Here is a 15,594-nt window from a genome sequence, read left to right as displayed (position 1 = left end):
GGGCGTCGTCACAGGGCGTCGTCGTCCCCGACGAGGTCGTCGAGGGCCATGCTGATCAGGTTCTCGGCGTCCATCTCGTCGATCGGGGCGCGGCCGGCTCCGCCGTCGCCTGCCGGGTGCGGCGCGGGCCGCAGTCCGGCGAGTTCGAGCAGGCTGTCCAGCAGGCCGGCCTCGCGCAGCCGCGCCACCGGGAGCGCGGCGAGCGCGGCCCGTACGGTGTCCTCCTCGGCGCGCGGGCCGTCCGGTGTGCGCGGGGCCAGTTCGGCACCGAGGTGGCCGGCGAGCGCGGCCGGGGTCGGGTGGTCGAAGACCAGGGTGGCGGTCAGCCGCAGACCGGTGGCCTCGTTCAGCCGGTTGCGGAACTCCACGGCGGTCAGCGAGTCGAATCCCAGGTCCTTGAAGGGCAGTTCGTCGGCGAACTCCTCGGTGCCGAGGACCGCGCGGGCCTCGTCACGCACCAGCCGCAGCAGCCGTTCGTCCCGGTCCTCGGGGGTCAGCGCGGCCAGTTCGCGGCGCAGGGCCGTCGCGGCGGCCGGCGTCCCGGGGCCGGCCGGGCGCGGCGCCCGTACCAGGGACCGCAGCAGCGGGGCGACGCGGGCGGCCTCACGCGGGGCGAGGTCCAGGCGGGCCGGCAGCAGCACCGGTTCCGGGCGGCCGGCCGCCGTGTCGAACAGGGCGAGCCCGGCCTCGGCGTCCAGGGCGAGCATGCCGCCGGCGGTGACGCGCCGGGCGTCGGTGCCGGTGAGCCGGTCGGCCATGCCGCCGCTGCCCGCCCAGGCGCCCCAGGCGAGCGAGACGGCGGGCAGGCCGAGGAAGCGGCGGTGGGCGGCGAGGGCGTCGAGGAAGGCGTTGCCGGCGGCGTAGCCGGACTGGCCGGGGCCGCCGAGCAGACCGGCGGCGGAGGAGAACAGCACGAACGCCGTCAGGGGTCGCTCGCGGGTCAGTTCGTGCAGGTTCCAGGCGGCGTCCAGCTTGGGCCGCAGCACGGTGTCCAGCCGTTCGGGCGTGAGCGAGGTCAGCACGGCGTCGGCGAGCACACCGGCGGTGTGCACCACGGCGCCGACCGGGTGCTCGTCCAGGACCCGGGCGAGGGCGGCGCGGTCGGCGGCGTCGCAGGCGACGACCGTCACCCGGGCGCCGAGCGCGGTCAGTTCCTCCCGCAGTCCGGCCGCGCCCGGCGCCTCGGGCCCGCCCCGGCTGAGCAGTACCAGCCGGTCGGCGCCGTGCGCGGTGACCAGGTGCCGGGCGACCAGCCGGCCCAGGGCGCCGGTGCCGCCCGTGACCAGCACGCCGCCGGTGAAGTCGGCCGGGGCGGACTCGGGCAGCCGTGGTGCGCGCACCAGCCGGGGGACGCACAGTGTGCCGTCGCGCAGTGCGAGCTGCGGTTCGCCGCAGGCGACGGCGGCGGGCAGCAGCCGGCGGGACGCCTCGGTGCCGTCCAGGTCGGTGAGGACGAGGCGGCCCGGGTGCTCGGACTGCGCGGAGCGCAGCAGGCCCCACGCGGCGCCGGCACCGGGGTCGGTGACGTCTCCGGGGCCCGTCGCGCCGTGCGTCGCCACCACCAGGGTGGCGTCGGCGGACCGCGGGTCGGCCAGCCAGTCGCGCACCTGGGCGAGCAGGCGGTGCAGGCCGGCCCGGACCGCGTCGGCGCCCTCCCCTCCGGGGTGCAGGAGGACCAGGGTGGAGGGGGCCTGGGCGGCGGCCTCGGCGGGGCCGGCGGCGACGGTGACGTCGGCGACCTCGCCCGCCAGGGCGGCGGCCAGCTCCTCGCGGCCGGGGCCGAGGACGGTCCACCGCCCGGCCTGCGGGGCCGCGGGCACGGTGGCGGGCACCCAGTCCAGGGCGAACAGGTCGTCGTGGCCGCCCGCGGCGGCCGCCGCGATCCGCTGCGGGTCCACCTCCCGCAGCGCGAGCGACGCCACCCGCGCCACCGGCCGGCCGGTGGCGTCGGCGGCCTCGATCCGCACCGCGCCGGCACCGGCCGGGGCGATCCGCACCCGCAGGGCGGTCGCGCCCGGCGCGTACAGCTCCGCGCCGCTCCAGGCGAACGGCAGGGTCATGCGCTCCTCGGCTCCGGCGCGCAGGGCGAGGGCGTGCAGGGCGGCGTCGGACAGCGCCGGGTGCAGGCCGAAGCCGTCGGTGGTGCCGGGGACGGCGACCTCCGCGTACACCTCGTCGCCGCGCCGCCAGGCCGCCCTCAGGCCCTGGAAGCGGGGCCCGTACTCGGCGCCCAGCTCGGCCAGCCGCTCGTAGACGCCGTCCAGGGCGACCGGTTCGGCGCCGGGCGGCGGCCAGGCGGCCGGGTCGTGAACGGACCGCTCCCCGGCCGGCCGCAGCACGCCGGTGGCGTGGGTGGTCCACGGGTCGCCGTCGGCCCGGGCGGCGTACACGCGGAAGGCGCGGGCGCCGGTGGCATCCGGTTCGCCGACCGTGCACTGGAGGCGGACGGCGCCGTCCTCGGGCAGCGGCAGCGGTTCGGTGACGGTCAGGTCCTCCACCGCGGCGCAGCCGGCCCGGGTCCCGGCGGCGAGCGCCATCTCCAGGAAGGCGGTGCCGGGCAGCAGCGGCACCCCGCCCACGCGGTGGTCGGCCAGCCACGGCTGGTCGGCCAGGGAGAGGTGCCCGGTGTACAGGATGCCGTCGGCGCCGGCGAGTTCGACGGCGGTGCCCAGCAGCGGATGCCCGTCGGCCGGGCGCGCCGGGACGGTGTCGCCGGTCATCCAGTAGCGGCTGCGCTGGAAGGCGTAGGTGGGCAGGCCGGAGCCGTCGCGGTGCGGCAGCAGCGCCGTCCAGTCGACGGCGGTGCCGCGCACGTGCAGCGCGGCGAGCCCGGCGAGCAGCGCCTCGGTCTCCTCGCGGTCCTTGCGCAGCAGCGGTACGACGGCCGCCTGCTCGGGCAGGCACTCGCCGGCCGCGGCGGTCAGCGCGCTGCCGGGACCGACCTCGGCGAAGTGCCGTACGCCCGCGTCGTGCAGGGCGGTGACGGCGTCGGCGAAGCGGACGGCCTCGCGGGCGTGCCGCACCCAGTAGTCGGGGGCGGACAGCTCGTCGGGGGCGGCCGGGGCGCCGGTGAGGGTGGACACCAGCGGGATGCGCGCGGTCCCGTACGACACGGAGGCGGCGATCTCGCGGAACCGGGCCAGCATCGGTTCCATCAGGGACGAGTGGAAGGCGTGGCTGACGGCCAGTTCCTTGGTGCGCGCGAAGCGGGCGGCCAGCGCGCGGGCCGGTCCGGCGGGCCCGGAGACGACGAGCGACGCGGGACCGTTGACGGCGGCGATGCCCACGCCGTCGCCGAGCAGCGGCACGACCTCGTCCTCGGTGGCCTGTACGGCGATCATCGCGCCGCCCTCGGGCAGGGCCTGCATCAGGCGGCCGCGGGCGGCGACCAGGACGCAGGCGTCCTCCAGTCCGAGCACGCCCGCGACATGCGCGGCGGCGAACTCGCCGACGGAGTGCCCGGCGAGCAGGTCGGGCCGCACGCCGAAGGACTCCAGCAGCCGGTACAGGGCCACCTGGACGGCGAACAGCGCGGGCTGGGTGTACTCGGTGCGCTCCAGCAGCCCGGCGGAGTCCATCACCTCGGCGAGCGGCCGGTCCAGCAGCGGGTCGAGGTGGGCGCGGACCTCGTCGAAGGCGGCGGCGAAGGCGGGGAAGTCCGCCGCGAGGCGGGAGCCCATGCCGGGCAGCTGCGAGCCCTGGCCGGAGAAGAGGAAGGCGAGCCGGCCGTCGGCGGCGGTGCCGAGCACTCCGGCCGGGGGTGTGCGGCCCTCGGCCACGGCCCGCAGGCCGGCGGTCAGTTCGTCCCGGGTGCGGCCGAGGACGGCGGCCCGGTGGCCGAGCCGGGTACGGGCGTGGGCGAGCGCGCCCGCGAGCCGGTACGGGTCGGTGTCCGGGGCGGCGGACAGGTGGTCCAGCAGCCGGGCGGCCTGGGCGCGCAGGGCGTCGGGGGTGTGCCCGGACAGCAGCCACGGCACGGTGCCGCCGGCCGGGGCGGCGGGCTCCTCGGCGGGCTCTTCGGCGGGTGCGGCCTCGATGATGACATGGGCGTTGGTGCCGGAGATGCCGAAGGAGGAGACGCCCGCGCGGCGCGGGCGGCCCGGGTCCGGCCAGGGACGGTTCTCGGTGAGCAGCCGTACGTTGCTCCCCTCCCACTCCACGTGCCGGGTGGGCCGGTCCACGCCGAGGCTGGCGGGCAGGGTCTCGTGGCGCAGCGCCTCGACCATCTTGATGACACCGGCGACGCCGGCGGCGGCCTGGGTGTGGCCCAGGTTGGACTTGACCGAGCCGAGCCACAGCGGGCGGTCGCCGGTGTGCTCGGCGCCGTAGGTGGCGATCAGCGCCTGCGCCTCGATGGGGTCGCCGAGGGTGGTGCCGGTGCCGTGCGCCTCGACCACGTCGACCTCGGCCGCGGCGACACCGGCCGCTTCGAGGGCGCGGCGGATGACGCGCTGCTGGGCGGGCCCGTTGGGAGCGCTGATGCCGTTGGAGGCGCCGTCCTGGTTGACGGCGGTACCGCGCAGCACGGCGAGGATCCGGCGGCCGTTCCGGCGGGCGTCGGAGAGCCGCTCCAGCAGCAGCACGCCGGCGCCCTCGCCGAAGCCGGTGCCGTCGGCGGCGTCCGCGAACGGCTTGCAGCGGCCGTCCCGGGACAGGCCCCGGTGCCGGCTGAACTCCACGAAGGTGCCCGGGGTGGCCATGACGGTCACTCCTCCGGCCAGCGCCAGCGAGCAGTCGCCCTGCCGCAGCGCCTGGGCGGCCAGGTGCAGCGCGACCAGCGAGGAGGAGCAGGCGGTGTCGACGGAGAGGGTCGGGCCCTCCAGGCCGAGGGTGTAGGCGACACGGCCGGAGACCACGCTGCCGGAGCCGTAGCTGCCGAAGTAGTCGTGGTACATGACGCCCGCGAACACGCCCGTGTCGGAGCCGCGCAGGGTCGCCGGGTCGATGGAGGCGCGCTCCAGCGCCTCCCAGGAGGTCTCCAGCAGCAGCCGCTGCTGGGGGTCGGTGACCAGGGCCTCCTCGTCGTCCATGGCGAAGAACGCGGGGTCGAAGCCGGCGGCGTCGTACAGGAAGGCGCCCTGCCGGGTGTAGCTGGTGCCGGGGCGGTCCAGGGTGGGGTCGTAGAGGCGGTCGAGGTCCCAGCCGCGGTCGGCCGGGAACTCGCCGACGGCGTCCCTGCCTTCGGCGACCAGCCGCCACAGGTCCTCCGGGGAGGCGATGCCGCCGGGGAAGCGGCAGGCCATGCCGATGACGGCGATCGGTTCGTCGTCGGCGGCGCCGCGGGAGGCGGTGCGGGCGGGTGCCGCGGCGAGGGCGCCGGTGAGTTCGCCGAGCAGGTGGCGGGCGAGGCCGGCGGGCGTGGGGTGGTCGAAGACGAGGGTGGCGGGCAGCTTCAGGCCGGTCGCCGCGGTGAGCCGGTTGCGCAGTTCGACGGCGGCCAGGGAGTCGAAGCCGAGTTCCCGGAAGGCCAGGGTGCGGCCGACGTCCTCGGCGGAGCGGTAGCCGAGGATGGTGGCGACGTGGCCGCGCACGAGGTCGGTGAGGAACGGCTCGCGGCCGGCCGCCGGCAGCCCGGCGAGCCGCTCGCGCAGCGCGTCGGCACCGGCCGCGGTCCGCGCACCGGCCGCACCGGCCCGGCGTACGGGCACCAGGGCGCGGAACAGCGGGGCCGGGCCGTCCTCCTGGGCGCGCAGCGCGGCCAGGTCCAGCCGCACCGGCAGCACGGCGGGGTCGGTGCCGCCGAGGGCGGCGTCGAACAGGGCGACGCCCTCCTCGGTGGCCAGCGGGGCGACGCCGCCGCGGGCGATCCGGCCGAGGTCGCCGTCGCCGAGGGCGCCGGTCATGCCGCCGGCCTCGGCCCACAGGCCCCAGGCCAGGGAGTGCGCGGGCAGCCCGAGGGAGCGGCGGTGTACGGCGAGGGCGTCGAGGTAGGCGTTGGCGGCGGCGTAGTTGGCCTGGCCGGGCGAGCCGAGCGTGGCGGCGGAGGAGGAGAACAGCACGAACGCCGACAGGTTCCGGTCCGCGGTGAGTTCGTGCAGGTTCCAGGCGGCGTCCGCCTTCGGCCGGAACACGGTGTCGAGCCGCTCGGGGGTGAGCGAGGAGAGCACGCCGTCGGCGAGGACACCGGCCGCGTGGATCACGGCGGTCAGCGGCCGGTCGGCGGGTACGGCGTCCAGTACGGCGGCGAGCGCCGCGCGGTCGGCGACATCGCAGGCGGCACTCGTCACCTCCGCGCCCAGCGCGGCGAGTTCGCCGACCAGATCCTCGGCGGCCCCGCTCCGGCTCACCAGCAGCAGACTCCGCACTCCCCGCGCGACGACCAGATGCCGGGCCACGATCCGCCCGAGGGCACCGGTCGCACCGGTGAGGAGGACGGTCCCGGCACCGAGTCCGGTCCCCGGGTCGGCGGTCTCTCCGGCGCCCGGCGCGGAGGCGGCACCCGGCTCGGCCGGGCCGGCGGTGCCGGCGGCCGGAACGGAGCCGCCGGCCTCCGGGGCGAGCGCGCCGGTGGGCACGGCGGAACTATCGGCGGATCCGCCGGTGGCCTCGGCCGCGGCCGGGGTCTCGGTGGTGACGCGGACCAGGCGCGGCATCCGCCACTCGTCCTCGTGGAACGCCACGTGGGGTTCGCCCAGGGTCGCCGCTTCGGGGAGGCGTGCGGGGTCCGGGGGCGTGTCGGACTCGACCAGGACGATGCGGCCGGGGTTCTCCGACTGGGCCGAGCGGACCAGGCCGCCGACGGCGGCGCCCGCCGGGTCGGTGCCGGTGACGACGAGGAGCGGGGTGTCGGCGAGGCGGTCGTCGGCCAGCCTGGAACGCAGCTCGTCCAGGACCGTGCCGACGGCCGCCCGGGCGTCGGCGGCGCTCACCCCGGCCGGGGCCCGCACCACCTCCACCCGGCCGGTGGCCGCCGTGACCGGCGGGGCCGGCACCCAGGCGACCCGGTACAGCGCGCCCGCGCGGGGCCCACGGGCCGCGGCGGCCAGCGCCTCGGTGCGCAGGGGCCGCAGGGTGAGCGCGTCGACGGTGGCGACGGGGGCGCCCGCGGGATCGGCGAGCGTGAGGGAGACGGTGCCCTCGCCGGCGGTCCGGACGCGCACGCGCAGCGCGGTCGCCCCGGTGGCGTACAGCCGTACCCCGGACCAGGCGAACGGCAGCAGCGCCTCCTCGCCGGCCGCGTCGGTGAGGCCGACGGTGTGCAGCGCGGCGTCGGACAGCGCGGGATGCAGCCCGAACCCGTCGGGCGCGGCGTCGGTGGCGACCTCCGCGTACAGGCCGTCGGCGGTGCGCCAGGCGGCGCGCAGGCCCTGGAACAGCGGCCCGTAGCCGAGGCCGAGGCCGGCCAGGTCGTCGTACAGGCCGTCGAGCGGGACGGGTTCGGCGTCGCGTGGGGGCCAGTCGGTGAGCGGGTCGGCGGGGGCGGGCAGGGTGCCGGTGGGGGCAAGCAGGCCGTCGGCGTGCCGGGTCCACGGCAGTTCCTCGTCCGGGCTCTCCGGCCGCGACCAGATGGTGACCGGGCGGGTGTCGCCCTCGGGCGGGCCGACGGTGACCTGGAGCTGGACGGCGCCGTGGTCGGGCAGGATCAGCGGCGCGTGCAGGGTGAGTTCGGCGAGGTCGCCGCAGCCGACCTGGTCGCCGGCGCGCAGCGCGAGTTCCAGGTGCCCGGTGCCGGGGAAGAGCAGCCGGCCGCCGACCCGGTGGTCCGCCAGCCAGGGCTGGGTGGCGGCGGACAGCCGGCCGGTGAGTACGGCGCCCTCGGTATCGGCCCGTACCATCGCGGCGCCGAGCAGGGCGTGGTCGGTGGGGGCGAGGCCGGCGGCGGTGACGTCGGCGCCGGCGGCGGTGCTGTCGAGCCAGTACCGCTCGCGCTGGAAGGCGTAGCCGGGCAGCGGCACCCGGCGGGGCCGGCGGCCCTCGGCCACGGCGGTCCAGTCGACGGCGGCGCCATGGGTGAACGCCTCGCCCAGCGCGGTCAGCAGCCGGTCCCGGCCGCCTTCGTCGCGGCGCAGGGAGCCGACGGCGGCCACCGCGTCGTCGGTCTCCTGGATGCCGACGGTGAGCACGGGGTGCGGACTGGCCTCGATGAACAGCTGGTGCCCGGCGGAGACGGCGGCCCGTACCGCCTGTTCGAACAGCACGGTTCCGCGCAGGTTGGTGTACCAGTAGTCGGCGTCGAGCCCGGCGGTGTCCAGGAGGCCGCCGGTGACGGTGGAGTAGAACGGCACCCGGGTGGTGCGCGGCTCGATGCCGGCGAGGTCCTCGGCGAGGCGGGCGCGCAGGGTCTCGACGTGGGCGCTGTGCGAGGCGTAGTCCACGGGCAGGCGCTTGGCGCGGACCTTCTCGGCGCGCAGCAGGGCGAGGAGTTCGCCGAGGGCGTCGGGGTCGCCGGAGACCACCGTGGAGGCGGCGCCGTTGACGGCGGCGACCGACAGCCGGCCGGCGAAGGCGGCGAGCCGGGCACGGACCGCGTCGGCGCCCTCGCCGACGGACATCATGCCGCCGGAGCCGGACAGCAGTTCGGCGATGGCCTGGGAGCGCAGGGCGACGACGCGGGCGCCGTCGGCGAGGGTGAGCGCGCCGGTCGCGCAGGCGGCGGCGATCTCGCCCTGGGAGTGGCCGATGACGGCGGCCGGGGTGACGCCGTAGGCGCTCCAGGTGTGCGCGAGGGACACCATCACGGCCCACAGCAGCGGCTGGACGACGTCCACGCGGTCCAGGTCGCCGCGCAGTTCGGTGGCGAAGTCCCAGTCGGTGTAGGGGGCCAGGGCGGCGGCGCACTCGGCCATGCGGGCGGCGAACACCGGTGACTCGTCGAGGAGCCGGGTGGCCATGCCGGACCACTGGGAGCCCTGTCCGGGGAAGACGAACACGGGCCGGGCGCGGCCGGCGGCGGTGCCCTGGACGAGGGCGCGGGCGGTGCTTCCGTCGGCCAGTGCGGCGAGGGCGCCGCGCAGTTCGGCCGGGTCGGTCCCGTTGATCGAGGCGCGGTGGGCGAAGCGGGCGCGGGTGGTGGCCAGCGACCAGCCGATGTCGCGGGGGTCGAGGCCGGGGTGGGTGTCGAGGTGGCCGAGGAGGGCGGCGGCCTGTCCGGCGAGCGCGGCGGGCGTCTTGGCGCTGAGCAGCCAGGGCACGGCGGGCCCCTGGGGTGCGGGCGGTGCGGGCTCGGCGGGGGCGGGCGGGGCCTGTTCGAGGATGACGTGGGCGTTGGTGCCGCTGATGCCGAAGGAGGAGACGCCGGCCCGGCGCGGCCGGCCGGCGGCCGGCCACTGACGTTCCTCGGTCAGCAGCCGTACGCTGCCCGCGTCCCAGTCGACCTTCGTGGACGGCTTGTCCACGTGCAGCGTCTTCGGCAAAACGCCGTGGCGCATCGCCATGACCATCTTGATGATCCCGGCGACACCGGCGGCGGCCTGCGTGTGCCCGATGTTCGACTTGACCGACCCCAGCCAGAGCGGCTGGTCCCGGTCCTGGCCGTAGGTCGCCAGCAGCGCCTGCGCCTCGATCGGGTCGCCCAGCGTCGTCCCCGTGCCGTGCGCCTCCACCACGTCCACGTCGGCGGTGGTGAGGCGGGCGGCGGCCAGGGCCTCGCGGATGACGCGTTCCTGGGCGGGGCCGTTGGGGGCGGTGAGGCCGTTGGAGGCGCCGTCCTGGTTGACGGCGGTGCCGCGGACGAGGGCGAGGACCTGGTGGCCGTTGCGGCGGGCGTCGGAGAGGCGTTCCACGACGAGCACGCCGACGCCCTCGCCCCACACGGTGCCGCCCGCCGCGTCGGCGAAGGCGCGGGTGCGGGCGTCGGGGGCGAGCGCGCCCTGCCGGCTGAACTCCACGAACGTCTCCGGGGTGGCCATGACGGCGACGCCGCCGACCAGCGCCAGGTCGGACTCGCCCTGCCGGAGCGACTGGGCGGCCAGGTGGAGCGCCACCAGGGAGGAGGAGCAGGCGGTGTCGACGGAGAGGGAGGGGCCCTCCAGGCCGAGGGTGTAGGCGACGCGGCCGGAGATGATGCTGCCGGAGCCGAAGCTGCCGAAGTAGTCGTGGTACTGCACGCCGGCGAACACGCCGGTGCGGCTGCCCTTGAGGGAGTGCGGGTCGATGCCGGCGTCCTCCAGCGCCTCCCAGGACGTCTCCAGCAGCAGCCGCTGCTGGGGGTCCATGACGAGGGCTTCCTTGGGGCTGATGCCGAAGAAGGCGGCGTCGAAGTCGCCCGCGTCGTGCAGGAATCCGCCTTCGCCGACGTAGGAGGTGTCGGGGCGCCGCCGGGTGGGGTCGACGACCCGGTCCACGTCCCAGCCGCGGTCGGCGGGGAAGGCGGTGATGGCGTCGGTGCCGTCCGCGACCAGCCGCCACAGGTCGTCCGCGGTGCGGACGTCGCCCGGGTAGCGGCAGGCCAGGCCGACGATCGCCAGCGGCTCCTCGGCGCGGGCCGCGCGGGCGCGCCGGTCGCCGCGGGCCGCGGCCGGGGCGTCGCCGACCAGCGTGCCGAGGTGGGCGGCGAGCGCTTCGGGCGAGGGGTGGTCGAAGACCAGGGTGGCGCTCAGCCGCCGGCCCAGTTCGGCGGAGAGGGAGTTGCGCAGTTCGATGGCTGCGAGCGAGTCGAAGCCGAGGTCCTTGAAGGCCCGGTCGGTCTCCACGCCGCCCGGGTCGGCGTGCCCGAGGACGGCGGCGACATGGGCGCGGACCGTGTGCAGCAGCGCCTCGGCGCGCTCCTCGGCGTTCAGCGCGGCCAGCCGCTCGGCGAAGCCGGCGCCGGTGCCCTCGGCGGCGGCCTCCCGGCGCACCGGGCGGCCCGCGAGGGCCCGGAGGACGGGCGCGAGGCCGGGGCCCTGGGCGCGCAGCGCGGGCAGGGAGAGCCGTACCGGCGCCAGGGCGGGACGGCCGGCCCACAGCGCCCGGTCGAACAGCGCGGTGCCCTCCTCGGCGGACAGGGCGGTCATGCCGCCCCGGGTCATCCGGGAGCGGTCGGCCTCGTCGAGGGTGCCGGTCATGCCGCCGGACGGCTCCCAGGGACCCCAGGCCAGCGACAGGGCGGGGGCGCCGTGGGCGTGCCGGTGCGCGGCCAGCGCGTCCAGGACGGCGTTGGCGGCGGCGTAGTTGCCCTGGCCGGGGGCGCCGACGGTGCCGGCGATGGAGGAGAACAGCACCAACGTGGTGCCGGGGCCGGTCAGTTCGTGCAGGTGGAGGGCGCCGAGGGCCTTCGGTGCGAGGACGGTGTCGAGGCGTTCGGGGATGAGGGCGGAGATCACGCCGTCGTCCAGGACGCCGGCGGCGTGCACGACCGCGGTGAGGGGGCGGTCGGCGGGGAGGGCGGCCAGGACGGCGGCGAGGCGGTCCCGGTCGGCGACGTCGCAGGCGTGGGCGGTCGCGGTGGCGCCGAGGGCGGCCAGGTCGGCGATCAGGTCGTCGGCGTTGCCGGAGCGGCTGAGCAGCGCGAGGTGCCGCACGCCGTGCGCGGTGACCAGATGGCGGGCGAGGACCCGGCCGAGGCCGCCGGTGGCGCCGGTCAGCAGGACGGTGCCCTCGGGATCGAAGGTGCGGCCGGGGGCGTCGGCGGGGAGTTCGGCGCGTAGGAGGCGGGCGGCGCGGGCGGTGCCTTCGCGCACGGCGAGCTGGGGTTCGCCGGTGGCGAGGGCGCCGGGCAGGACGGCGGCGGCGTCCGCGCCGGGTTCGAGGTCGAGCAGCGTGAACCGGTCGGGGTGCTCGGACTGCGCGGACCGCACCAGGCCCCATACGGCGGCGCCGGCCAGGTCGGGCACGTCCTCGCCGGCGACGCTCACCGCGCCGCGGGTGACCACGGCGAGCGGGCGGGGGTCGTCGTCCTGGAGAGCGGCGAGCGCGGTGCGCAGCGCGGCGCGGACGGCGTCGGGAGTGGACCCCGGGCTGCTGTGCAGCACCCGGTGGCCGGCGTCGGGGGCGTCGGTGTCCAGGGGCAGCGGCTGCCAGTCGAGGGTGAACAGGGCGTCGGCGGCGGGGTCGTGGGCGGTGAGGCGGGTGAGCGGGCGGGAGGTCAGCGAGGCGACGGTGGCGACGGGCGCGCCGCCGGCGTCGGCCAGGTCGACGGCGAAGGCGTTCTCGCCGGCGGGTGTCAGCCGGGCGCGCAGCACCGAGGCGCCGGTGGCGTGCAGGGTGACGCCCGCGAACGCGAACGGCAGCCGGGCGGTGTCGTCGGCGGATCCGTCGCCGAGCAGGGCCAGGGAGTGCAGGGCGGCGTCGAACGCGGCCGGATGCAGGCCGAAGCGGGGCGCGTCGGCGGCGGGCCGCTCGGGTAGCCGTACCTCGGCGAACAGTTCCCCGTCGCGCCGCCAGGCGGCGGTCAGGGCACGGAAGACGGGCCCGTACTCCAGTCCGGCGGCGGCGTGCCGCTCGTACAGGCCGCTGATGTCGAGCGCTTCGGCGTCCTCGGGGGGCCAGTCGTCCAGGCGGGTGCCCGGGGCGGCGGGGCCGGCGGTGAGGAGGCCGGAGGCGTGCGCGGTCCACGGGGCGTCGGCGGGCAGGCTCTCGGCGCGTGCGTACACGTGCACCGTACGGGCGCCCAGGGCGTCGGGCGCCCCGACGGCGACCTGGACCCGCACCCCTTCGTCCGCGGGCAGCACCAGCGGTGTCTCCAGGGCGAGTTCGTCCAGGTGGGCGCAGCCGACCTGGTCGCCGGCGCGGACGGCGAGTTCGACCATGGCGGTGCCGGGGACCACGATCCGGCCGCCGACGACGTGGTCGGCGAGCCAGGGATGGGTGCGCGCCGACAGCCGGCCGGTGAGGACGGCGCCGTCGGTGTCGGCGAGGACGGTGGCGGCGCCGAGCAGCGGGTGGTCGGCGGAGTCCAGGCCGGCGGAGCCGACGTCGCCGGCGGTCGCGGTCGTCTCGGGCCAGAAGCGTTCGCGCTGGAAGGCGGTGGTGGGCAGGTCGACGGTGCGGGCGCCGGTGAACAGCGCGGTCCAGTCCACGGCGGCGCCGGCGGTGTACAGCCGGGCGAGGGCGGTGAGCAGGGTCTCGGTCTCGTCGCGGTCGCGGCGGGCGGCGGCGGCCAGGACGGCGTCGGTGTCGGTGCCGTCGTCGGTCAGGCAGTCGCGGGCCATGGCGGTCAGCACGGCGTCCGGGCCGACCTCGAGGTAGCGGGTGACGCCCGCGGCGGCGAGGGCGCGGACGCCGTCGTGGAAGCGGACCGCCTCGCGCACGTGCCGCACCCAGTACTCGGGGGAGGCGATGTCCTGGGTGGCGAGCGCGCCGGTGACGTTGGAGACGACGGGGACGGCGGCCCGGTGGAAGGTCAGGGACTCCACGACCGTCCGGAACGCGTCCAGCATCGGTTCCATCAGCGGCGAGTGGAAGGCGTGCGAGACCGTCAGCCGGCGGCTCTTGTCGAAGCGGGCGGCCACCGCCTCGGCCTCGGCGGCGTCGCCGGAGATCACCACGGAACGGGGGCCGTTGACGGCGGCGATGCCGATCCGCGCGGTGAGATGCGGGCGGACCTCCTCCTCGGTGGCGCGTACGGCGATCATCGCGCCGCCCTCGGGCAGCGCCTGCATCAGCCGGCCGCGCGCGGTCACCAGCGTGGTCGCGTCCTTCAGGTCCAGGACGCCCGCCACATGGGCGGCGGCGATCTCGCCGACGGAGTGGCCGGCCAGGTAGTCGGGAGTGAGTCCCCAGGACTCCAGCAGCCGGTACAGGGCGACTTCGTAGGCGAACAGCGCGGTCTGGGTGCGGGCGGTGTGGCGCAGCGGCTCGGGGTCGTCGCCGAGGACGAGGTCGCGCAGGCCGTCGTCGCCGGTCAGCGCGCAGATCTCGTCGAAGGCGCGGGCGAACACCGGGAAGCGGGCGTGCAGTTCGCGGCCCATGCCGGCGCGCTGCGCGCCCTGGCCGGTGAACAGGAAGGCGGTCTGGCCCTTGCGGATGCGGCCCGTGGCGGCGCCCCGGCCGCCCTCGGCGACGCCGGTCAGGGCGGCCAGCAGCTCGTCGCGGCCGGCGCCGAGGACGACGGCCCGGTACGGGTGGGCGGTGCGGGTGGCGGCCAGGGAGTGCGCCACGTCCACCGGGTCCGCCTCGCCGACGGCGGCGGCGAGGCGGGCGGCCTGCTCGCGCAGGGCGCGTTCGGTGCGGCCGGAGACCACCCAGGGCACCAGCGGCGGGGCCGTGCGCGGCGCCGCCTCCGCGGGTTCCCCGGCTTCCTCGGCGGGGGCCTCCTCCAGGATGGTGTGCGCGTTGGTGCCGCTGGCGCCGAAGGAGGACACGGCGGCCCGGCGCGGGCGGCCGGGGTCGGTCCAGGGCCGGTTCCCGGTCAGCAGCCGGACGGCGCCCTGCTCCCAGTCGACCTTGGTGGAGGGCTGCTCGGCGTGCAGTGTCCGGGGCAGGACGCGGTGCCGCATCGCCATGACCGCCTTGATGATGCCGGCGACGCCGGCCGCGGCCTGGGTGTGCCCGATGTTGGACTTCACCGACCCCAGCCACAGCGGCTCTTCGCGGCCCTGGCCGTAGGTGGCGAGCAGCGCCTGCGCCTCGATGGGGTCGCCGAGGGTGGTGCCGGTGCCGTGCGCCTCCAGCAGGTCCACGTCGGCCGGGCCGAGCCCGGCGGAGGCCAGCGCGGCGCGGATGACGCGCTGCTGGGAGGGTCCGTTGGGGGCGGTCAGGCCGTTCGAGGCGCCGTCCTGGTTGACGGCGGAGCCGCGAATGACGGCCAGCACCTCGTGGCCGTTGCGGCGGGCGTCGGAGAGCCGTTCCAGCACCAGCATGCCGGCGCCCTCGCTCCAGCCGGTGCCGTCGGCGGCGTCCGCGAAGGACTTGCAGCGGCCGTCGGCGGCGAGGCCGCGCTGCCGGCTGAAGGCGACGAAGTTGCCCGGCGTGGACATCACGGTGGCGCCGCCCGCCAGGGCGAGGGTGCACTCTTTGCCGCGCAGGGCCTGGACGGCGAGGTGCACCGCGACGAGCGCCGAGGAGCAGGCGGTGTCGATGGTGACGGCCGGGCCCTCCAGGCCGAGGGTGTAGGAGATGCGGCCGGAGATGACGGCGGCCAGCACGCCGGTGCCGAGCGCGGCCTCGCTGTCGTCGGGCATCCGGGCCAGCAGGTCCTTGTAGTCCTGGCCGTTGGTGCCGGCGAACACGCCGACGCGGGTGCCGTGCGCCGAGTCGGGGGCGATCCGGGCGCGTTCCAGGGCCTCCCACGACACCTCCAGCAGCAGCCGCTGCTGGGGGTCCATCGCCAGCGCCTCGCGGGGACTGATGCCGAAGAAGTCCGGCTCGAACCCGGCCGCGTCGGTGAGGAACCCGCCGCGGGTGACGTAGCTCTTGCCGGTGGCGTCCGGGTCGGGGTCGTACAGCGCGTCGATGTCCCAGCCCCGGTCGTCGGGGAAGTCGCCGATGGCGTCGGTGCCGTCGTGGACGAGCCGCCAGAACTCCTCCGGGGTGGTCACGCCGCCGGGGAAGCGGCAGCTCATCCCGACGATCGCGATGGGTTCCCGGTCCTGGGTCTCCACCTCGCGCAGCCGCCGGCGGGTCTGGGCCAGGTCGGCGGAGACCCGCTTGAGGTAGGAGAGCAGCTTTTCGTCGTTGGTCATCGGGTGTCGCCACTCCTGTGCGAAGAGGTGGACCGCGGTGCGGCCGGGGTGT

Annotated in this window: 1 protein-coding gene; it reads right to left on the bottom strand. The window is 77.3% G+C overall.

Annotated elements, in window-relative coordinates:
- Window positions 1-8: 8 nt before the first annotated feature.
- A complete protein-coding gene (locus SCK26_RS35130; RefSeq protein WP_318205417.1) occupies window positions 9-15,542 on the bottom strand; it encodes a type I polyketide synthase in 15,534 nt (5,177 codons plus the stop codon).
- Window positions 15,543-15,594 lie beyond the last annotated feature (52 nt).

Source organism: Streptomyces sp. SCL15-4 (assembly GCF_033366695.1).
Lineage (GTDB): Bacteria > Actinomycetota > Actinomycetes > Streptomycetales > Streptomycetaceae > Streptomyces.
The sequence above is the reverse complement of the archived record's forward strand: the minus strand, read 5'-3'. Positions and strand labels throughout refer to the sequence as shown.